The following is a 19,013-nucleotide window of genomic DNA, read 5'->3' as shown; positions in this document are numbered from 1 at the left end:
GAATCCGCGATCGAGGAAACCCGCCCATGTTCGTCCGTTCCCTGTCGGCCGCCGGCCTCGCCGCGTACCTCTTGCTGCCGGCCTCCGCCCAGGCCCAGATCCGCAACGCGCCGTCGCCGCGGGCGCTGGAATTCGCCGCCTACATCTTCGCCGCGTCCAACGTCTGCGGCTATCGCATCGGCACCGAGGAGTTCGATGCGCTGCTGGAGAAGCAGAACGTACGCGCGGCCGATGTCGGTCCGCGCGGACCCTTCGGCGGACGGGTCCAGACCATCTTCGCATTGATGTCGAACCAGATGCAGCTCAACCGCGAGAAAGCCTGCCTCGCCGTGGCCGGCGAGTACGGCCCCGAGGGCACCATCACCAAGAACGTTCTGCTGCCGGCCTCGGCCGAAGCGCCTCCGGCAGCGGCACCGGAAACCAAGCCGGCGCAATAGATTGTTTGCCGGTTCATAGACGTCGGTTGATGGGGCACGGAGGCGGGGTCGCCGGTTATGATCCCGGCACAGACCTCACCCGCATTCGCGTTTCGGCCCTGAATCGCCTATATCGGACCCATTCCAAGTCCGAAGGTTCAGTCCATCATGGCGACGGCGTCGTTCGACACCGCCCGGCGCGACGCGAGCGCCGTTTCCGCAATCGAGAAGCTGCCCGAGTTCGAGCCGCAGGCGGCCCCGCTCGGGCGGGCTTCCCTCGTGGGGCTCACCCGCGAGCAGCTGAAGGCCCGGCTCGGGGCCATCGGCGTCTCCGAACGCGAGCAGCGCATGCGCTCGGGCCAGATCTGGCACTGGCTCAACGTGCGCGGCGCCAAGGCCTTCGACGACATGACCAATGTCGGCAAGGGCCTGAAGGCTCAGCTCGCCGAGGCCTACACCCTCGACCGGCCGGAGGTGATCACCGAGCAGGTGTCGCGCGACGGCACCCGCAAGTGGCTGATGCGGATGGCGCCCACCGGCAAGCACGACCACAATCGCGGCGCCGAGATCGAGTGCGTCTACATCCCGGGGCGCGGGCGCGGCACCCTCTGCGTCTCGAGCCAGGTCGGCTGCACGCTCACCTGCTCGTTCTGCCACACCGGCACCCAGCGCCTCGTGCGCAACCTGACGGCGGCCGAGATCACGGCGCAACTCGTCGTGGCCCGCGACCATCTCAACGACTGGGCCGGGCAGAACCCCACCGCCCCCGGCGAGGACGAGACCCGGCGCAAGGTCACCAACATCGTCTTCATGGGCATGGGCGAGCCCCTGTACAATCTCGACAACGTCGTCGATGCCGTCGGCGTCATGGCCGACCAGGAGGGCCTCGGGCTCTCGCGCCGGCGCATCACCGTTTCGACCTCCGGCGTCGTGCCGCAGATGCAGCGCCTCGGCGACGAGGCCCATGCCATGCTGGCGATCTCGCTCCACGCGGTGCGCGACGACCTGCGCGACACCCTGGTGCCGCTGAACCGGAAATATCCCCTGGCCGAGCTGCTGGCCGCCTGCCGGTCGTATCCGGGCCTGAACAACGCCCGCCGCATCACCTTCGAATACGTGATGCTGAAGGGCATCAACGACACCGACGCGGATGCGCGCGAGCTGGTGCGCCTGCTCAAGGGCATCCCGGCCAAGATCAACCTGATTCCGTTCAATCCCTGGCCGGGCAGCATCTACGAATGCTCGGACTGGGAGCGCATCGAGCGCTTCTCCGAGATCGTCTACGAAGCCGGCTACGCGTCGCCGGTCCGCACGCCGCGCGGCCGGGACATCCTCGCCGCCTGCGGGCAGCTCAAGAGCGAGACCGAGAAGCTGCGGGCCCGCGCCCGCATGATGCTGGAGGATGGCATCGGCGCCGAGGGCGTCTATGCGGGAGCCGACGACGGCGACGACGACTGACGGGTGCGTCTCCTCGGGCAGCTCTTCGTCGCCGCTTTGGCGCTGGTGCTGGCGATCCCGTGCGGGGCCGCCATCCTGGCCCTCGGAGCGATGCTCGACCCGGAGACCAGCGCGGCCCTGTCGCGCCTCGGCCTCGTCGGCCTCTTCGCGGGCCTGACCGACCTCGCCTCGGGCATCGGCCCCGAGACCCTGCTGTTCGCGTTGGCCGCCATCGCCCGCGCGCTGTTCGTGCTCCTCGTGGTGCCGCCCGTGCTGGTGGCGATCCTCGGCACCGTCCTCCACTGGCGCGCCGCCACCTGGTACGGCGCCGGCACCGGCCTCCTCACCGCCTGCCTGCCCTGGCTGGCCCGCGGCCTGTCGCGGCCGGGGACGGGCTCCGAGGCGCTGGCCCTGGAGGGCCGCATCACCGCCGTGCTGTTCCTCACCGGCGCCGCCTCCGGCCTCGTGTACTGGCTGATCGCCGGCCGGCATTCCGGCGTCCCTTCCGGCGTCCTTTCCGGCGCCCCTTCCGACCGCGACAACGGACTTGCCTGACATGCGGCTCACCCCTTCGCGCCTCGGCCTCGCCCTGGTCCTCGCCGCTTCGGGGCCTGGCGCGGTGCAACAGGGTTTGGCGCAGGGGACCGTTGGGGAGTCCGGCGCCGCGCAGGCCGCACCCGAGCCGCCGCCGATCCAGTCCGACGACGCCCGCCTGTTGCCGGTGCTGGGCGCCCACGGCATGGTCGCGTCGCAGGAGGCGCGGGCCACCCGCGTCGGCGTCGAGATCCTGAAGGCCGGCGGCAATGCCGTCGACGCCGCCGTGGCGGTGGGCTTCGCCCTCGCCGTCACCCTGCCGCGCGCCGGCAATCTCGGCGGCGGCGGCTTCATGATGATTCACCGGGCGGAGGGCGACGAGACCATCGCCCTCGATTATCGCGAGACCGCTCCGGCCGCGGCCCGCTCGGACATGTTCCTCGATGCCGGGGGCGAGCCCGACCGCGCCGCCTCCACCCGCACCGGCAAGGCGGTGGGCGTGCCCGGCACCGTGCGGGGCTTGGCTGAGGCGCATCGTCTCTACGGTTCGGGCCGCTTCACCCTGGCCGCGCTGATCGCCCCGGCGGAGAAACTCGCCCGCGAGGGCATTCCGGTGGAGTCGGGTCTCGCCGATTCGCTGCCCCGCGCCGCCGGGCTGCTCGGCCGCTGGCCGTCCTCGCGAAAAATCTTCTTTGCCGGCGACAAACCCCTCCAGCGCGGCGACCGTCTGGTCCAGACCGATCTCGCCGACACCCTCGCGGCCATCGCGGCTTCCGGCCCGGACGCGTTCCACACCGGCCCCATCGCCGCCCGCATCGCCGCCTCCGTGCAGGCGGCCGGCGGCGTGATGACGGCCGAGGACCTCGCCGCCTATCGCCCCGTCCTCCGGGAGCCGGTGCGCGGCACCTACCGGGGCTACGCCATCGCGTCGATGCCGCCGCCGAGCTCGGGCGGCATACACCTGATCGAAATCCTCAACGTGCTGGAGGGCTTCGACCTCGCCCGCATGGGCGCGGGCAGCGCCGACGCCCTCCACGTCCTGGCCGAGGCGATGAAGCCGGCCTATGCCGACCGCGCCACCTGGCTCGGCGATCCGGCCCGCACCCAGGTCCCGGTGGAGGGGCTGATCGCCAAGCCCTATGCGGCGGGCCTGCGGGCCGGCATTGACCCGGCCCGGGCCCGGCCCGCCGACGCGGTGAAGGCCGGCGATCCCCTGCCCTACGAATCCGACCAGACCACCCATTTCTCGGTGGTGGACGGAGCCGGCAACGCGGTTTCGAACACCACCACGCTGAACTTCTCCTACGGGATCGGCCTGGTGGCCGAGGGCACCGGCGTGCTCCTGAACAACGAGATGGACGACTTTTCAGCCAAGCCCGGCGCCCGCAACGCCTACGGCCTCGTCGGCAGCGTCGCCAACGCGGTGGCGCCCGGCGCCCGGCCGCTCTCCTCCATGACCCCCGCCTTCGTGTTCCGGGACGGCCGCCTCGTGCTGGTGACCGGCAGTCCCGGCGGCAGCCGCATCATCTCGACGGTGCTGCAGGTCATCGTCAACGTCCTCGACTTCCGCATGAACCTCGCCGAGGCGGTCGCCGCCCCGCGCATCCACCACCAGTGGCAGCCGGACGTGCTGATGGCCGAGGAGGGCCTGTCGCCCGACACCCTGGCGCTCCTGCGGGCGCGCGGACACCGGATCAAGGTCGGGGCCACCTCCGGCTCGGCCAATTCGATCCAGGCCGCCGACGGCCTCCTCGCCGGCGCCGCCGATCCACGCCAGCGCGGCACCCTGGCCGACGGCTACTGAGCACCGGGGCGACCTGGGACCACCCAGCCTCGGTTGGCCTGCGGCCGCACTGCGCGCTACAGGAGAGTCGGGCCGCGCCCCGTTCCGGGGTGTCTCATCCGGGTTCCCGATGCTTCTCGTTCGTTCGCTCGCGTTCAACCTCGCCTTCTACGTCGCCACCACGATCATCGCGATCGCCGGCCTGCCGACCCTCGTCTCCCGTCGGGCGGTGATCCGGCTGGCGCAGGTCTGGGGCCGCGTCACCCTGTGGCTGCTGCGCGTGCTCGGCGGCGTCCGGGTGGAGTTCCGCGGCGTCGAGAACATCCCGCCCGGTCCCCTCCTGGTGGCGGCCAAGCATCAATCGGCCCTGGAGACCCTGGCGCTGGTCACCGCCTTCCCGGATTTCGCCTACATCCTCAAGCGCGAGCTGCTCTGGATTCCGCTGATCGGCTGGTACCTGTCCCGTGCCGGCATGGTCGCCATCGACCGCAGCAAGGGCGCCCGCGCCATGGCGACGATGAACGAGGCCGCCGCCGCCGCGATCCGGGCGGGCCGCCAGCTCATCATCTTCCCGGAAGGCACGCGCCGCGCGCCCGGAGCCCCCCCTGCCTACAAGCTCGGCATCACCCATCTGTATGCGGCCCTCGGGGTGCCGTGCCTGCCGGTCGCCCTCAACACGGGCCTGCACTGGCCCCGCCAGCGGCTGGTGCGGCGCCCCGGAACGTCGGTGATCGAGTTCCTGGCCCCGATCCCGCCCGGCCTGGATCGGCCCCGCTTCCTCGAACTGGTGCAGGACCGAATCGAATCGGCCTCGGACGCGCTGGAAGCCGCCGGACGGGCCGAACTCGCGGCCGGCGGCCATCCCGTTCCGGGTGCTGGTCCGGGATCCGAGCCCGACCTTCGGACACGGGTGGACCGGACGGGTTCGCCCGTCGCCTGAGGACGTCTCCGGCCTGTGTATGGCTTGTGGATAACTCCACTCATCCCCATCTCATTGGAGGTCGAGGCGTCGTGCTTGACGCCAACGAAACGTTAAGATTAATGTGGAACAAATGGCGAACAAGAGAGCCCTGTCCTGGTCGGCCGCACTTCGCGACCTGAAGGACGATCGAGCCCGGAGGCAGGAAGTGCGCGAGGAACGCCTGAGGACGACAGCCGGCCTGCGGGGGACACCTGCCCTGGTGCTGAGCGCGTGGCGCGGCCGGTCCGGTCGGCGCTACGTGGTCGGCATCCACGAACTGGCGGAGCCGGAACTCGACGACATGGGCGAGGCCGTGGTGATGGCCGTGCGCCGCGACGCGTCCGGGGTCGGCGAACTGATCTCGGTGGCCTCCGCCGGCCAGAGCCCGCGCGAGCGCCTGCACCGCAACTGGATCGCGCGGGCACGCCACAGGGGCGCCACCGAGATGCATGTCCATCGGCTCGCCGAGGACGAGGCCGAGCGCGAGGCCATCGTGGCCGACCTCGGCAGCGACCAGAGGGCCGACGCCGCGAACTGATCGCGGCGTCGCCCGTCGCCCGGAAACGGGTGGCCTGCCCGGCCCGCACGACGCGGGACGGCCGAGACCCGATGGGCCGGGATGAGGGCCCCGCCATGCTTTCGCCGCCGAAACCCTGCCAAGCCTTGCATCCGGGCGGCCTTCCTGAGAGCCGCGATCCCGTGAAGCGAGCGCAGGATACCCAGACGCGATGGCGCATAGTCCGACCCCGACCCGCCCCCCCTCGCGCAAGGGGCTGTTCCTCCCCTACATCCTGCTCGCCGTGCTGGTGACCGCCTGGTCGCTCGGCTGGTTCTACATCCGCCACCGGGCCACGACCGAGATGGACGCGTGGCTCGCCCGGGAAGCCGCCGACGGACGGAACTGGACCTGCGCCGATCGCAGCATCACGGGCTATCCGTTCCGGATCGAGCTGCGCTGCTCCTCCCTGGCCTTCGATCGCTCCGACAGCCGCTTCACCCTGGGGCCGGTCACCGCCGTGGTGCAGGTCTACCAGCCGCGCCAGGGCATCCTCGAGGTCGGCGGCCCGTTCCACGTGGAACAGGGCGACCTGACGGCGGATGCCACCTGGACCTCCCTGGAGGGCAGCTTCCACGGCGCCTCGGATGGCTTCGTGCGGGCGTCCCTGGTGGCGAACGACGCCAAGGGCTCCGTGCGCGGCGCCGGGGCGGACCCGATCGACTTCGACACCGGGCACTTGGAATTCCACGCCCGCCCGACGCCGGGCCGCTTCGCCTCCGAGGGGGCCGTCGACACCAGCCTGCGGGTGAACCGCATCCGCCTGCCCCTGGCCGACGCGGCGCTCGGCAACGTCGATCCGGCCGATCTCGCCCTCGACGCCACCGTCAACCGCGCCACCGCCCTCGGTACCGGCACCGTGGCCCGGGAACTCGAGGATTGGCGTGCGGCCGGCGGCAGCCTGGACCTCGCTCTGCTGTCGCTGGCCAAGGGCGACCGCCGGCTCCAGGCCAAGGGACGGCTCGACCTCGACGCGCAGCACCGGCCGCAGGGCCAGCTCGACCTGCGCGCGGCCGGCGTCGAGGCCCTGGTCGGTCAGGTCATGGGACAACGCTTCGGCGCGGAAAAGGGCGCGCTCATCGGCAGCCTCGTGGGCCAGCTCATGGGCCGGCGCACGCCACCCAGCGCCGAGGCGGGTGTGGCGGCTTCGGCCGACGATGCCCTCAAGCCCCTGCCGCCCCTGCGGCTCGGTGACGGGCGGGTGACGCTCGGCCCGTTCCCGATCCCCGGCGTGCAGCTGGCGCCTCTTTACTGAGAGGCCGGATTCCGGGCCGGCGGCGCTTCAGGCCGCCGGGTCGTTCGGCCGACCGCGGCCGAAATCGGCCTCCGCCGTCTCCTGGCCCATGGCGACGATGCCGCGGCGGATGGCGCGGGTGCGGGTGAACAGGTCGTGCAGGGCCTCGCCATCGCCCCAGCGGATCGCACGGGCCAGCGCTGCCAGATCCTCGTTGAAGCGCCCCAGCATCTCCAGCACCGCGTCCTTGTTGGTCAGGAACACGTCCCGCCACATGGTCGGGTCGGAGGCGGCGATGCGGGTGAAATCGCGGAAGCCGCCGGCCGAGAACTTGATCACCTCGGACTGGGTCACCGCCTCCAGGTCGGCGGCGGTGCCGACGATGTTGTAGGCGATGAGGTGCGGCACGTGGCTGGTGATCGCCAGGACGAGGTCGTGATGCTCCGGCGTCATCGTCTCGACGATGGCGCGCAGGCCCTCCCAGAAGCGCTGGACCCGGGCGGTCGCCGCCGGATCGGTGTCCTCGGCCGGCGTGAGGATGCACCAGCGCCCGGAGAACAGGGTCGAGAACCCCGCATCGGGACCGGAATACTCAGTGCCGGCCACGGGATGCGCCGGCACGAAATGGACGCCCTCCGGCAGGTGCGGCGCCACGGCCGCGACCACCGAGGCCTTGACCGAGCCCACATCCGACACGATGGCGCCGGGCTTCAGGTGGGGTCCCATGATTTCGGCGACCGCGCCGACGGCGCCCACCGGCACGCACAGGATGACGAGGTCGGCCTCGGCCACGCCGGTCGCGAGGTCGTCCGCGACCGCGTCGGCGAGGGCGAGCGCCCGCACCCGCTCCAGCACGCCGGGATCGCGGTCGATGGCGACGATGCGCCGGGCCAGGCCGTAATGCCGGGCGCCGCGGGCGATCGAGGAGCCGATCAGCCCGAGTCCGACGATGGCCAGGGTGTCGATGCCGGGCGTATGGACGTCGGGCGTGTCGATCTCAGGCGTCGTGATGTCAGGCACCGGTCTCGCCCCGCACGAAGGCCGTCAGGGCGTCGAGGAAGGCGGCGTTGCCGGCCTCGCCCCCGATGGTGACCCGCAGGGCGTGCGGCAGCCCGTAGGACGAGACCCGGCGGGTGATGACGCCCCGGGCGGACAGGAAGGCATCGGCCGCCTCCGCGCTGCGCCCCGGCTCGTCGGGGAAATGGATCAGGATGAAGTTCGCCACGCTCGGCGTCACCGTGAGGCCGAGCCCCTGCACTGCCTCCGTCATCCGGGCGAGCCAGGTGTCGTTGTGGGCGACAGCCGCCGCCACGTGCACGTCGTCGGCGATGGCGGCCGCCCCCGCGGCGATGCCGGCGCCCGACAGGTTGAACGGCCCCCGGATGCGGTTGACCGCGTCGACCACCTCGGCGGGACCCACCATCCAGCCGATGCGGAGCGCCGCCAGGCCGTGGATCTTCGAGAAGGTCCGGGTCATCACGACGTTGTTGGCCTCGAGCACGAGGTCGAGGCCGGCACTGTAATCGTTCGCCCGCACGTACTCGGCATAGGCCCCGTCGAGGACCAGGAGGACGTTCGGCGGCAGGCCCGCATGCAGGCGCCGGACCGCGTCGAAGGGCAGGTAGGTGCCGGTCGGGTTGTTGGGGTTGGCGAGGTAGACGATCCGGGTGCGCGGCGTCACGGCCGCCAGCAGGGCGTCGACATCGGCCCGCAGGTCGCGCTCCTTCACCACCACGGGCGTGCCGCCGGCGGCCAGGATGGCGATCCGGTAGACCAGGAAGCCGTGCTCGGTGAACACGCCCTCGTCGCCGGCGCCGAGATAGGCGTAGGCCAGGAACGACAGGAGCTCGTCCGAGCCCGCGCCGCAGACGATGCGGGCCGGATCGAGGCCGTAGCGGGCGGCGATCGCCTCGCGCAGCACCCGCGACGTGCCCTCCGGATAGAGTTCGAGCTTGGCCGCTTCCGCCCGCATCGCCGCCACCGCCTTCGGGCTCGGACCCAGCGGCGTCTCGTTGGAGGAGAGCTTGTGCACCGTGCCGAGGCCCGGCGCGCCACTCTTGCCCGGCACGTAGGCCTCGATGGCGAGCACGCCCGGACGCGGCACCGGACGCGATGGCGCGGCGGATGACGGTGAGGTGGAAGACAGTGTGTCGGAAGACATCGTGTCAGAGGACATCGGAGCAGAAGACCTGAAGGCCGCTGGGGCTGGGCTGGCGTCCGTCTAACAAAGCTTGCCCGGCTTTGCGAGCATCGGGCGTTCCATCCCGGCCCCGTCAAATCCTTGCCCCGCCAAATCCTTGCCCCACCAAATCCCTGCCCACCAAATCCTTGCCCGGTCGAATCCCGGCGGGAGGGCGATCCCGGGTTTCACGCGCGCCGGAGCCGCCTCAGGCGGCCGCGATCTCGGCGAGCAGCGCCTCGGACACGGTGAGCCCCTCAGTTCGCGCCCGCGCCCGCAGGGCGAGGCGCCGGCTTCCGGGCAGGCGGGCGCCGTCCTGCGCCTCGATCGATTCGGCCAGCAGGGCGAACCGCGATCCCGCCTCAGCCGAGAAGGCGCCGGCATCGAGGGCGATGAGGAGCTGGCCCGTGCCGGGCGGGTCGCCGGCCGCGTCGAGGAACGAGGAGGCTTCGCCGGCAAAGCGCGCCCCCACCAGCCCGGCCGCCAGGATCTCGACCATCAGCGCCAGGGCGGTGCCCTTGGCCTCGCCCAGGGGCACCATGGTGCCGGCCAGGGCCTCGTCGGGATCGGTGGTGGGCCGGCCCTCGGCGTCGAGGGCCCAGCCCTCGGGAAGCGTCTCGCCGCGCCGGCGGGCGGTCACGATGGCGCCCCGCGCCACCTTCGAGAGGGACAGGTCGATGACGATCGGGGCCCGGCCCGGCACCGGGGCCGCGAAGGCGATCGGGTTGGTGCCGAAGACGGCGCGCGCACCGCCCCACGGCGCCATCGCGGCGGGCGTGTTGGCGAACAGGAGGGCGACGAGGCCCTGTTCGGCCAGGGCCTCCACCGGGCGGCCGGCCGCGCCGCAATGGTGCGAGCGCCGGATGCCGGCGGCGGCGATACCCTGGGCGCGTGCCATCGCGGGCAGATGGGCGATGGCGGCATCGAGGGCCGGATAGGCAAAGCCGTGCGCGGCATCCACCGCGAGGAGGCCGGGCCGGGGGGTCTCGACCGCGACCTCGGCCCGCCCCGCGACCTTGCCGGCGCGGACCTGCGCGGCATAGGCCGGCACCCGCGACAGGCCGTGCCCCGCCAGACCGTCGGCCTCGGCCCCCACCAGGGCGCGGGCGGTGCTCTCCGCCGCCGCCGGACCGGTGCCGCAGCGGACCAGCGCCTCCGTCACGCAGGCGTGGGCGTTCTCCAGGGTGAGGATCGGCATGGCCGTGACGGTCTCCGTCGGTGCGGGGGGCGGCGACTGTTGGAAAACGCTTCGGATCCGAAAAACGCCTCGGATCCGAAAAACGCCTCGGACCCGAAAAACGCTTCGGACCCGAAAAACGCCTCAGACCCGGAAACGCGCGGCGTGGCTGCCGATCTCGTCGAGGGCTTCCGGCGCGGCCCCGGCGCGGGTGAGCGCCTCGTGCAGCTGGCGGGCGCCGACGCCGCCCGGGACGGCCAGGAGCAGGCCGTGTCCGTCGCCGCGCGGGGCGCGGGCGACGACCTCGCCGTAGAGATCCTGCAGGGCTCGGGCGGCGTCCGGCTCCCAGGCTGCGACGCGGGTGGCGTGCAGGACCCAGTCGCGCTGGGCCGCGGCCGGGTCGTCGAGGGGGTTCGACACCACGAAGACCGGGGTGCCGGCCGGGTGGGTGGGGCGCTCGATGAAGGGCAGGCGGGCGATGACCTTGGGGCGGCCCTCCCCGACGAGGCCCTCCCACCAGGGCGCCGCGTCGGAGGGGGCGCCCGAGCCGTCGGGATCGAGGCGGAAGATGCCGAGGTCGCCGCGCGAGGCCGCCACCGCCTCGATCACCGCGAGGCAGGTCGGGTGCGGCCGATAGGGCACCGTGAAGCCGAAGTGGAAGCGGGCGGAATCGCGCATCGGCGCGTCCCCGCCGGAGATGTCGGCATGCACCGAGAACGGCGCCTGCACGTAGGTGAAGGTGGCGATAATGACCCGCCAGATGCCCTCCACGGTGTCGAGCGGCAGCAGCCCGCGATGGCGCTCGGCCACCCGCCGCATCATCGAGGCCTCGCGTCCCGGCCGGAAGGCTGAGCCGCTGGCCGAGGTGCGCTTGACCGTGATCAGCCGGTCGATGATCGATCCGCGCTGGATCAGCAGGGCATGCATCTCGGCGTCGATCCGGTCGATCTCGGCACGCAGGTCGCCGAGGTTGTCGAGGGGCGGCGCGGGTCTGGTGGTGAAGCGCATGCGGGGCTCGCGCGGGTGCGGAGGTGAAGGAAACGACCGGCGGCGGGGTCTCGCCGCCCCGTCACCGCCGCCCGGTCTACGATCGCGCGGGCCGAAGGGCCAGAGCCGAGCGTTGCAGCAGAGCCCTTTCGTTGACGCGTGAGGGGCCGCACACTACCTCAAAGCCACGAGTCGCATGGTCCCTGCGCGAATGCCATACCGGCCTTCGCCGCTCCTGCCCTCAGGGATCGCCGCGCCGCCTCCTCCAACCCGTTCATGCCCTAACCCGTTCATGCCCATGTCGCTGGATACCGCCATCAAGCCAGGCACGCCGGAAGACGAACCGGCGCGCGCCGATGGCACGGGTGCGGAGGGGTCGCAGGCCCGCGAACCGCAGGGCCTCGTGGCGCAGTTCGGCCGGGACGAGCCCCTGGCGATGGATGCCGGCGTGCAGTTGGCGCCGTTCCAGATCGCCTACCGGACCGCCGGCACCCTGAACGCCGACCGCTCCAACGCCGTCCTGATCTGCCATGCGCTGACCGGCGACCAGCATTTCGCCCACACCCATCCGGTGACGGGCAAGCGCGGCTGGTGGGAGACCCTGGTGGGGCCGGGCAAGCCCGTCGACACCGACCGCTACTTCGTCGTCTGCTCGAACGTCATCGGCTCCTGCATGGGCTCCACCGGCCCGGCCTCCCTCGACCCGGACACCGGCCGGGCCTACGGGCTCGACTTTCCCCTGGTGACCATCCGCGACATGGTCCGCGCCCAGGCGATGCTGCTCGACCGGCTCGGCATCCGCGACCTGTTCCTCTGCATCGGCGGCTCCATGGGCGGGATGCAGGTGCTGCAATGGGCGGCGAGCTACCCCGAGCGGGTCTTCGCCGCGATGCCGATCGCCACGGGTCCGCGCCATTCGGCGCAGAACATCGCCTTCCACGAGGTCGGGCGCCAGGCGATCATGGCCGATCCCGCCTGGGCGGAGGGGCGCTACCTCGAAGTCGGCAGCCGCCCCGCCAAGGGCCTCGGCGTCGCCCGCATGGGCGCCCACATCACCTATCTGTCCGAGCCGGCCCTGCACCGGAAGTTCGGCCGGCGCTTTCAGGGCGGCTCGGCGCCGACCTTCTCGTTCAACGCCGATTTCCAGATCGAGAGCTACCTGCGCCACCAGGGCCTCAGCTTCGTCGAGCGCTTCGACGCCAACGCCTATCTCTACCTCACCCGGGCGATGGATTACTTCGACCTCGCTGCCGACACGGGCGGCGTGCTCGCCAACGCCTTCAAGGGGACGAAGACGCGGTTCTGCGTGATGTCCTTCACCTCCGACTGGCTGTTCCCGACCTCGGAATCCCGCGCCATCGTGCACGCGCTGAACGCCGCCTCGGCCCCCGTCGCCTTCGTCGAGGTGGAGAGCGACAAGGGCCACGACGCCTTCCTGCTCGACGAACCAGTGATGTTCGCCGCCGCGCGCGGCTTCATCGACGCCGCCGCCCGGGCCCGCGGCCTGTGACGCGGCCGGACATGTCCGCCCCCCGGCCCTGGGAGACGGCGCAGACGCTGCCGCGGGCGGAAGCCGGCAGCACCCGCGTCGATCACCTGGTGGTGCTCGATCTGGTGCCTCCGAATGCCCGGGTGCTCGACATCGGCTGCGGCGACGGAGCCCTGCTGGCTCTGCTGCGCGACCGGCGCGGCGTCGACGGGCGCGGCATCGAACTCTCGCGCGAGGGCGTGAATGCCTGCCTCGCCCAGGGCCTGCCGGTGATCCAGGGCGATGCGGACACGGATCTGGCGAACTACCCCGACGACGCCTTCGACGTGGTGGTCCTGTCCCAGACCATCCAGGCGACGCGCAATCCCCGCATCGTGCTGGAGCACCTCCTGCGCATCGGGCGCCAGGTGATCATCTCGTTCCCGAATTTCGGCCATTGGCGGGTGCGCTCGGAACTGGCGCTGCGGGGGCGGATGCCGGTCACGGCCCTGATGCCCGAGGAATGGTACGAGACCCCGAACATCCACCACTGCACCATCCGGGACTTCGTCGGCCTGTGCCGGACGGTCAATGCCGAGATCGAGAAGGCGACCGCCCTCGACGCGCGGGGCCGGCCGATGCGGTTCTCGATGCCCTGGTGGGTTTGGAACCTGATGGGCGCGCAGGGCGTGTTCCTGCTGCGCCGCCGCGAGGCCGGTGCCGGACCTCCGGCGGCCTGAAACGCGCGAGTCCCTGTTGGACTCCCTGTTGCACGTGAAAACCCCCGGCTCGTCCGGGAGTCTCAGGGCTCACGCCGGATGATCAGGGTCGCGACCTCGTAGGTCACCTGCGCCCCACCGGCCTCGAACCGCCGCAGCACCCGCCGCAGGGCGCCCGGAGAGAGCGGCGTCCCCACTCCCGGCGTGCCGGCCCCGATGGCCCGCAAGGCCCCCAGGAAGGCGCAGCCATCGGCGTGGGATTCGCCGAGGGGCTCGGTCGAGACCGCGAGGGTACAGCCGGGAATGGTGAGTGCCGCCAGATCCGCCCGGGTGGGATAGCGCGGCGTCGCCGCCTCCAGGCCGAGGGCGGCGTGGGCCGCCCGCCACTCGGCGAAGGTGCCCGAGGCCAGAGTCGCCACCGCCAGCAGGCCGCCGGGTGCCAGCAGGCCGGCGAGGCGGGCCAGCGTGCCGGCGAGGTCCTCGAACCATTGCGCCGCCAGGCTGGAGGCGATGAGATCGAAGCCGGGTGCCAGGCAGGGCCGCTCGGCATCCATCACGCAGAGGCGAAGGGCCTGCGCGCGGCTGAGCCGCGTGCGGCAGCGCAGGATCATGGCGGGCGCGAGATCGGTGGCGAGGAGGGACCCGTCCGGGAAGGCCCGGTGCAGGGCGCCGGTCAGCAATCCGGTGCCGCAGCCGACCTCGAGGATGCGTGGCGCGGGCGCCAGCGGCGCGGCCGCGATGCGCGCCGCCAGCCGGTCAGCGACCAGGGCCTGGATCGCCGCCGCGCCGTCATAGCCCTCGGCCCCGTCGAAGGCCCGGGCCACAGCCTGCTTCCAGGAACGCATCGGGGCGATCGGTGAGAGGCCGGGCGGGGAAAGGCCGGCGCTGGCGCCGGGACGGGTTCGACTCACGGCGTTCTTTCCGGAGCTAAGCTGCCAGCGCCCGCTCGATCATCCGGGCCACCGCGAGGGCGCGTCCGTCGTCGCCGAAGCGGGCGACGATCTGGACGCCCAGCGGTAGGCCGTCGCCGGGGACCGGGACGGTCACGCAGGGGACGCCCATCAGGGTCCAGAGCCGGTTGAAGCGGGCGTCGCCCGTGGTGCCGAGGCCGGCCGGGGCCCGGCCCGGGGCGGACAGGGTCAGGATGACGTCGATCTCGCCGAACAGGTCCTTGAGGACGCGCCGGGCGCGGTGCGCGCTGCGGCGGGCCTCGTCGTACTGGGCGGCGACGAGGGTCTGCGCCGCGTCGAGCTGTTCGCCGAGCTCCGGGCTGAGATGCGCGCGGTGATGGGCGTATTCCCAGGCCAGGGCCTGGCGCGCCTCGTAATCCTGGATGACGGGATGGCGGGCCCAGGCCTCGGGCAGCGGCGCCGGCAGGGTCAGGTCCGCGACCCGGGCCCCGGCGGCCTCGGCCGCGCGGGCGGCGCGGTCGAGCGCGGCCAGCGCCGCCGCGTCGGGGGCCGCGGCGAAGCCCTGCAGGCACAGGCCGATGCGCGGGGCGGGCGCGTCGTCGCCGAGATCCAGGGCCGGCCGATCCGCGATCAGGCTCAGGGCCTGGGCGATGTCGGCGATGCCGGCGCCGAACAGCCCGAGGGTGTCCAGCGCCCACGAGAAGGTCTTCACCCCCACCGTCGGCAGGAGGCGGAACGAGGGCTTGATCGCCGCGACGCCGCAGAAGGCCGCCGGACGAATGACCGAGCCGCCGGTCTGGGTGCCGAGCGCCAGGGGAACCATCCCGGCCGCGACGGCCGCGGCCGAGCCGGCCGAGGAGCCGCCGGGAGTGTGGCCGCGATCGCGCGGGTTCACCGTCGCGGTCGGGTCGTGGCTCGCGAAGGGCGAGGTGGTGGTCTTGACCAGCGGCACAGCCCCGAGCGCCCGCAGCCGCGCCACGATGGCGGCGTCCGCCTTCGGCTGCCAGCCGGCATAGATCGGCGACCCCATCTGGGTCGGCAGGTCGGCCGTGTCGATGATGTCCTTGATGCCCACGGCGATGCCGGCCAGCGGTCCCGCTTCGGAGACCTTCGGCGTGGGATTTCGGCTCACGATCGCCCCGATGCCGGGGTCGTGGGCCGCGATGGCGGCTTCGGCGAGACGGATGGCGCCGGCGGGATCGAGATGACCGGCGGCGATGCGGGTGCGGAGATCGACGAGGGACAGCATGGAGGCTTGGTCCCGTCTCGAAGCGCCGCTGTCAACACCCGTCCACAGCCCACGGGTTCCGCGCCGCATCGTTGACGCATCGTTTACGCAACGCTGCGCATCGTCCGCATCATGTGGCGTAGCGTATTCGCGTTCTCGGCCCTGACGCTGTTCGGCGCGGGCCTCACCGGCTGTGCACTCAACAAGTTTGAGCAGCGCGAGCCCTGGCGTGACCAGACCGAGCAGGCCTGCAACGCCAAGCGTCTCGTGGAGACGACGGAGTTCGTCACCCCGTCCAAGGAGATCAGCGGGCCGGGCGTCTGCGGGATGCTGCAGCCCTACCGCGTCACCCGCCTCGGCAAGGGCACCGTGGCCCTCAAGCAGCGCGTGACCCTGGCCTGCCCGGCGCTGGCCGAGGCCGAGGCCTGGCTCGCCGACACGATCCAGCCGGCGGCCAACCTGTATTTCGGCCAGCCCGTGGCCGAGATCAATGCCGGCACCTATGCCTGCCGGGGCCGCAACAACCAGGCCGGTGCCAAGCTCTCCGAGCATTCCTTCGGCAATGCCGTCGACATCATGTCGTTCAAGCTCGCCGACGGCTACGTCATCACGGTGAAGGGCGGCTGGCGCGGCACCGAGGCCGAGCAGGGCTTCCTGCGCGAGGTCTTCCTCGGGGCCTGCGCCCGGTTCTCCACCGTGCTGGCGCCGGGCTCGAACGTGTTCCACTACGACCACATCCACGTCGACCTCGCCCGCCACGATCCGCGCGGCCTGCGCCGCATCTGCCAGCCGCTGATCAAGTTCGTGCCCCAGCTCGGCGGCGACGGCGTGCCGCGCGCCACCGCCCGGCCGCGTCCGCCGGAGCGGCTGCCGGCCCCGCCGCAGGCCCCGATCGACGTGGAGGAGGACGATCCCTACGGCGTGACGCCGATGTCGGCCCGCCAACCCGCCCGGGCGCCAACCTCTTCGCCGGCCTCTTCGGCCGCCTCGCAGCTCGCCCGGGCGCCGGCCGCGCCGATGCGCTCGCCCCCGGCGGCTGTTGCCGCCGCGTCGCGCCCGGCGGTTGCGCGCGTCCCGGGCTCCCGCGTCGCGGCCGCCCTGCCGCCGCATGAATTCGAGGCCGAGCCGCTCTCGCTCGCCGCCCCGGGTTCGGCCGGTCCCGGCCTCGCCGAACCGATCTACTGACGGCTCGAAACGTCGTGTGACGCGGGGGGATCTCTCCCTCCTGATCAGGTGTGCCCGGCGAACCCCAGGGCGCCCGGAAAACGACGGCGCGGCCGGCGCCGTGCTTGACAGCGCCGAGCCAGGCGCCATCGTCCGGGCAAGCTTCACGGACTCCAGCGGAACAAAGACGCCGGCATGCGCCCGAACCCCCTCTCCACCGCCCTCGCCCTCGGCCTCGTCCTGGCGGGCAGCCTTCAGCCGGCGCTCGCCCGTTCCGGCCGCGAGGAGATCACGCCCGCCGAGGAGCGCGAGTTCAACTACGAGGCCGACATCCCCGGCTGCCAGGCCCCCGAGGTGCTGGAGCGACTCTCGTCGCACTTCGCCGAGAAGGAGACGAAGTTCTGGAACTCGTCCCTGACCATCCTGCGCTACGAGCACATCGAGCGCACGGCGTGGCGGCCCTGGGGCCTCGACTACGTTCCGCGCCGCTTCTGCAGCGCGGTCGCCACCACCTCGGATGGCATCCGCCGCAAGGTCGATTACTCCGTGCGCGACGGTCTCGGGATCATCGGCGCCGATTGGGGCATCGAGTTCTGCGTCCACGGCCTCGATCGCAACCTCTCCTACGCCTATTCCTCGGCCTGCCGCGAAGCCCGTCCGTGAGGCCTGTCGCCGGGCCTGGGGCGCGCGCACGCGGCGCCTTGGCGGGCCTGACCCTGGCGCTGATGGCGTCGCCCGCGCTGGCCCAGGGCTTCGAGCGCGGCGCCACGCCGGGCTCCTTCGACTTCTACGTCCTGGCCCTGTCCTGGTCGCCGACCTATTGCGAGGGGCCGGGCGCCCGGCGCGAGGCGCAGGGCCAGTGCCGGCCGGGACGCGGCCTCGGCTTCGTCGTCCACGGCCTGTGGCCGCAATACACCCGCGGCTATCCGGCCAACTGCTCCTCCGTCGAGCGCTCGCCGACCCGACAGGCGATCGCGGTGGCGGGCGAGGTCTATCCGAGCGAGGGCCTGGCTCGGCACGAGTGGCGCACCCACGGCACCTGTTCGGGGCTCGACCCGGTCTCCTATTTCCAGGCGGCGCGCGACGCCCGCGCGGCGGTGACCATTCCGGATGCCTTCCAGGCGCCGGAGCGCGATACGCGGCTGGCGCCGATCGAGATCGCCCGGCAGTTCGTCGCGGCCAACCGTGGCCTGCGCCCCGACATGATGTCGGTCACCTGCCGGAGCGGCCAGCTCCAGGAGGTGCGGATCTGCTTCTCCAAGGATCTGCGCGGCTTCACCCCCTGCCCCGAGGTGGCCCGCCAGAATTGCCGCTCGGACGAGGTTGCCATCGACGCCGCGCGCTAGAGGATGGCGCGATCCCACCCCGCGCCGGAGCGCCGGGGGCGGGGTGAGACAGACCCGGACCCCATGAATTACCGCCACGCCTTCCACGCCGGCAATTTCGCCGATGTCCTGAAGCATCTCGTGCTGAGCCGGGTGCTGGCGCATCTCTGCCTGAAGCCGACGGGCTTCCGGGCGATCGACACCCATGCGGGCCTCGGCTTCTACGACCTCACCGCCGACGAGGCCGGCCGCACCGGCGAGTGGCGTGACGGCTGGGGTCGCCTCGACACGCCCTTCCCCGAGGCCGTGGAAGCCCTGCTCGCGCCCTACCGCGCGGCTGTGGCGGCGGTGCGGGAGCGGCACGGGGCCGACACCTATCCGGGCTCGCCCGCCCTGATCCGGGAGTTCCTGCGCCCCACCGACCAGGGCGTGTTCGTGGAATTGCATCCGGCCGATGCCGAGACCCTGCGGCTGCGCTTCAACCAGGATTCCCTGTCGAAGGTGATGCATCTCGACGGCTGGACGGCGCTCAACGCGCTGATCCCGCCCCCCGAGCGCCGTGGCGTGGTCCTGATCGACCCGCCCTACGAGGAGCTGGGCGAGATCGACCGCCTCGGGACCGCATTGGCCCGGGCGGTCGCCAAGTGGCCCACCGGCATCTATCTCGGCTGGTACCCGATCAAGGATGTGGCCAAGGTCGACCACATGGTGGCGCAGCTCGACCGGGTTCTGACCCGCCCGGCCCTGCGCCTCGACCTCCTGGTGTCCGAGCCCGATCCGGCTCGGCTCAACGGCAACGGCCTCATCGTCATCAACCCGCCGTGGCGGCTCGCCGAGGAGGCGACGTTGTTCCTGCCGGCTCTGGCCGAACGCCTCGCCCGCACCGATTACGGCGCCTTCCGGTGCGAGGCCTTCGGCGCCGCGGCCTGAAGGC

Annotated in this window: 19 protein-coding genes; 13 read left to right on the top strand and 6 right to left on the bottom strand. The window is 72.2% G+C overall.

Annotated features, from left to right (window positions below; genetic code table 11):
• Positions 1 to 26: 26 nt before the first annotated feature.
• From ASF57_RS18005 to ASF57_RS17975, 7 genes are all read left to right on the top strand, one after another.
• Complete coding sequence (locus ASF57_RS18005; protein ID WP_056485591.1) at positions 27 to 437, top strand: hypothetical protein; 411 nt, start codon at positions 27 to 29, stop codon at positions 435 to 437.
• 147 nt (positions 438 to 584) lie between these two features.
• Positions 585 to 1,874, top strand: coding sequence for a 23S rRNA (adenine(2503)-C(2))-methyltransferase RlmN (gene rlmN / locus ASF57_RS18000; RefSeq protein WP_056485588.1), 1,290 nt, complete (start codon positions 585 to 587; stop codon positions 1,872 to 1,874).
• A gap of 3 nt (positions 1,875 to 1,877) precedes the next feature.
• Positions 1,878 to 2,408: a hypothetical protein gene (locus ASF57_RS17995; protein WP_056485585.1), complete on the top strand. Its 531-nt coding sequence runs from the start codon at positions 1,878 to 1,880 to the stop codon at positions 2,406 to 2,408.
• A 1-nt stretch (position 2,409) separates the two neighbouring features.
• The gene (gene ggt / locus ASF57_RS17990) at positions 2,410 to 4,191 is read left to right on the top strand and encodes a gamma-glutamyltransferase (RefSeq protein WP_082504106.1); all 1,782 of its coding nucleotides are present in this window, start codon (positions 2,410 to 2,412) and stop codon (positions 4,189 to 4,191) included.
• Positions 4,192 to 4,300: 109 nt separating this feature from the next.
• Positions 4,301 to 5,110 (top strand): lysophospholipid acyltransferase family protein, encoded by an 810-nt coding sequence (locus ASF57_RS17985; protein WP_056485580.1) that lies wholly within the window; start codon positions 4,301 to 4,303, stop codon positions 5,108 to 5,110.
• A 112-nt stretch (positions 5,111 to 5,222) separates the two neighbouring features.
• Positions 5,223 to 5,669 (top strand): hypothetical protein, encoded by a 447-nt coding sequence (locus ASF57_RS17980; protein WP_056187485.1) that lies wholly within the window; start codon positions 5,223 to 5,225, stop codon positions 5,667 to 5,669.
• A 190-nt stretch (positions 5,670 to 5,859) separates the two neighbouring features.
• Positions 5,860 to 6,942, top strand: coding sequence for a DUF2125 domain-containing protein (locus tag ASF57_RS17975; RefSeq protein WP_056485577.1), 1,083 nt, complete (start codon positions 5,860 to 5,862; stop codon positions 6,940 to 6,942).
• A 27-nt stretch (positions 6,943 to 6,969) separates the two neighbouring features.
• On the opposite strand, the gene ASF57_RS17970 is transcribed toward ASF57_RS17975, so the two are convergent.
• The 4 genes from ASF57_RS17970 to ASF57_RS17955 all read right to left on the bottom strand — a co-directional run bounded on the left by ASF57_RS17970 (position 6,970) and on the right by ASF57_RS17955 (position 11,285).
• A complete protein-coding gene (locus ASF57_RS17970; RefSeq protein WP_244477022.1) occupies positions 6,970 to 7,932 on the bottom strand; it encodes a prephenate/arogenate dehydrogenase family protein in 963 nt (320 codons plus the stop codon).
• Position 7,933: 1 nt separating this feature from the next.
• Positions 7,934 to 9,082, bottom strand: a complete 1,149-nt coding sequence (locus ASF57_RS17965) for a histidinol-phosphate transaminase (protein ID WP_156376215.1) — start codon at positions 9,080 to 9,082, stop codon at positions 7,934 to 7,936.
• A 226-nt stretch (positions 9,083 to 9,308) separates the two neighbouring features.
• Complete coding sequence (locus ASF57_RS17960; protein WP_056485574.1) at positions 9,309 to 10,298, bottom strand: Ldh family oxidoreductase; 990 nt, start codon at positions 10,296 to 10,298, stop codon at positions 9,309 to 9,311.
• Between the two features lie 123 nt (positions 10,299 to 10,421).
• Positions 10,422 to 11,285 carry a chorismate mutase gene (locus ASF57_RS17955; protein ID WP_056485571.1) on the bottom strand — a complete coding sequence of 288 codons (864 nt, stop codon included), beginning with the start codon at positions 11,283 to 11,285 and terminating at the stop codon, positions 10,422 to 10,424.
• A gap of 271 nt (positions 11,286 to 11,556) precedes the next feature.
• Between ASF57_RS17955 and ASF57_RS17950 the strand changes: the two genes are divergently transcribed.
• Both ASF57_RS17950 and metW read left to right on the top strand, forming a co-directional pair.
• Positions 11,557 to 12,774 carry a homoserine O-acetyltransferase gene (locus ASF57_RS17950; RefSeq protein WP_056485568.1) on the top strand — a complete coding sequence of 406 codons (1,218 nt, stop codon included), beginning with the start codon at positions 11,557 to 11,559 and terminating at the stop codon, positions 12,772 to 12,774.
• 11 nt (positions 12,775 to 12,785) lie between these two features.
• Positions 12,786 to 13,472, top strand: a complete 687-nt coding sequence (metW, locus tag ASF57_RS17945) for a methionine biosynthesis protein MetW (protein ID WP_056188009.1) — start codon at positions 12,786 to 12,788, stop codon at positions 13,470 to 13,472.
• A 62-nt stretch (positions 13,473 to 13,534) separates the two neighbouring features.
• Here the strand turns inward: metW and ASF57_RS17940 are convergent, their stop codons facing one another.
• Both ASF57_RS17940 and ASF57_RS17935 read right to left on the bottom strand, forming a co-directional pair.
• Positions 13,535 to 14,296 carry a methyltransferase domain-containing protein gene (locus tag ASF57_RS17940; protein WP_056485566.1) on the bottom strand — a complete coding sequence of 254 codons (762 nt, stop codon included), beginning with the start codon at positions 14,294 to 14,296 and terminating at the stop codon, positions 13,535 to 13,537.
• Between the two features lie 82 nt (positions 14,297 to 14,378).
• Positions 14,379 to 15,611, bottom strand: a complete 1,233-nt coding sequence (locus tag ASF57_RS17935; protein WP_056485560.1) for an amidase — start codon at positions 15,609 to 15,611, stop codon at positions 14,379 to 14,381.
• A gap of 111 nt (positions 15,612 to 15,722) precedes the next feature.
• Between ASF57_RS17935 and ASF57_RS17930 the strand changes: the two genes are divergently transcribed.
• From ASF57_RS17930 to rlmJ, 4 genes are all read left to right on the top strand, one after another.
• Positions 15,723 to 16,775: an extensin family protein gene (locus ASF57_RS17930; protein WP_056187462.1), complete on the top strand. Its 1,053-nt coding sequence runs from the start codon at positions 15,723 to 15,725 to the stop codon at positions 16,773 to 16,775.
• Positions 16,776 to 16,949: 174 nt separating this feature from the next.
• Positions 16,950 to 17,417 carry a hypothetical protein gene (locus ASF57_RS17925; protein WP_056485557.1) on the top strand — a complete coding sequence of 156 codons (468 nt, stop codon included), beginning with the start codon at positions 16,950 to 16,952 and terminating at the stop codon, positions 17,415 to 17,417.
• 62 nt (positions 17,418 to 17,479) lie between these two features.
• Complete coding sequence (locus ASF57_RS17920; protein ID WP_056486137.1) at positions 17,480 to 18,100, top strand: ribonuclease T2; 621 nt, start codon at positions 17,480 to 17,482, stop codon at positions 18,098 to 18,100.
• Positions 18,101 to 18,163: 63 nt separating this feature from the next.
• Positions 18,164 to 19,009, top strand: a complete 846-nt coding sequence (rlmJ, locus tag ASF57_RS17915; RefSeq protein ID WP_056485554.1) for a 23S rRNA (adenine(2030)-N(6))-methyltransferase RlmJ — start codon at positions 18,164 to 18,166, stop codon at positions 19,007 to 19,009.
• Positions 19,010 to 19,013: the final 4 nt, after the last annotated feature.

The sequence above is a fragment of the Methylobacterium sp. Leaf117 genome (assembly GCF_001422985.1).
Taxonomy (GTDB): domain Bacteria; phylum Pseudomonadota; class Alphaproteobacteria; order Rhizobiales; family Beijerinckiaceae; genus Methylobacterium.
This window is presented reverse-complemented; position numbering and strand designations above follow the sequence as displayed.

Bases quoted from the DNA above. Each gene is read 5' to 3' on its own strand.
- ASF57_RS18005 (WP_056485591.1), top strand. From the start codon at position 27: ATGTTCGTCCGTTCCCTGTCGGCCGCCGGCCTCGCCGCGTACCTCTTG.
- rlmN (WP_056485588.1), top strand. From the start codon at position 585: ATGGCGACGGCGTCGTTCGACACCGCCCGGCGCGACGCGAGCGCCGTT.
- ggt (WP_082504106.1), top strand. From the start codon at position 2,410: ATGCGGCTCACCCCTTCGCGCCTCGGCCTCGCCCTGGTCCTCGCCGCT.
- ASF57_RS17985 (WP_056485580.1), top strand. From the start codon at position 4,301: ATGCTTCTCGTTCGTTCGCTCGCGTTCAACCTCGCCTTCTACGTCGCC.
- ASF57_RS17980 (WP_056187485.1), top strand. From the start codon at position 5,223: ATGGCGAACAAGAGAGCCCTGTCCTGGTCGGCCGCACTTCGCGACCTG.
- ASF57_RS17975 (WP_056485577.1), top strand. From the start codon at position 5,860: ATGGCGCATAGTCCGACCCCGACCCGCCCCCCCTCGCGCAAGGGGCTG.
- ASF57_RS17965 (WP_156376215.1), bottom strand. From the start codon at position 9,082: ATGTCTTCCGACACACTGTCTTCCACCTCACCGTCATCCGCCGCGCCA.
- ASF57_RS17960 (WP_056485574.1), bottom strand. From the start codon at position 10,298: ATGCCGATCCTCACCCTGGAGAACGCCCACGCCTGCGTGACGGAGGCG.
- ASF57_RS17955 (WP_056485571.1), bottom strand. From the start codon at position 11,285: ATGCGCTTCACCACCAGACCCGCGCCGCCCCTCGACAACCTCGGCGAC.
- ASF57_RS17950 (WP_056485568.1), top strand. From the start codon at position 11,557: ATGCCCATGTCGCTGGATACCGCCATCAAGCCAGGCACGCCGGAAGAC.
- metW (WP_056188009.1), top strand. From the start codon at position 12,786: ATGTCCGCCCCCCGGCCCTGGGAGACGGCGCAGACGCTGCCGCGGGCG.
- ASF57_RS17940 (WP_056485566.1), bottom strand. From the start codon at position 14,296: ATGCGTTCCTGGAAGCAGGCTGTGGCCCGGGCCTTCGACGGGGCCGAG.
- ASF57_RS17935 (WP_056485560.1), bottom strand. From the start codon at position 15,611: ATGCTGTCCCTCGTCGATCTCCGCACCCGCATCGCCGCCGGTCATCTC.
- ASF57_RS17930 (WP_056187462.1), top strand. From the start codon at position 15,723: ATGTGGCGTAGCGTATTCGCGTTCTCGGCCCTGACGCTGTTCGGCGCG.
- ASF57_RS17925 (WP_056485557.1), top strand. From the start codon at position 16,950: ATGCGCCCGAACCCCCTCTCCACCGCCCTCGCCCTCGGCCTCGTCCTG.
- ASF57_RS17920 (WP_056486137.1), top strand. From the start codon at position 17,480: ATGGCGTCGCCCGCGCTGGCCCAGGGCTTCGAGCGCGGCGCCACGCCG.
- rlmJ (WP_056485554.1), top strand. From the start codon at position 18,164: ATGAATTACCGCCACGCCTTCCACGCCGGCAATTTCGCCGATGTCCTG.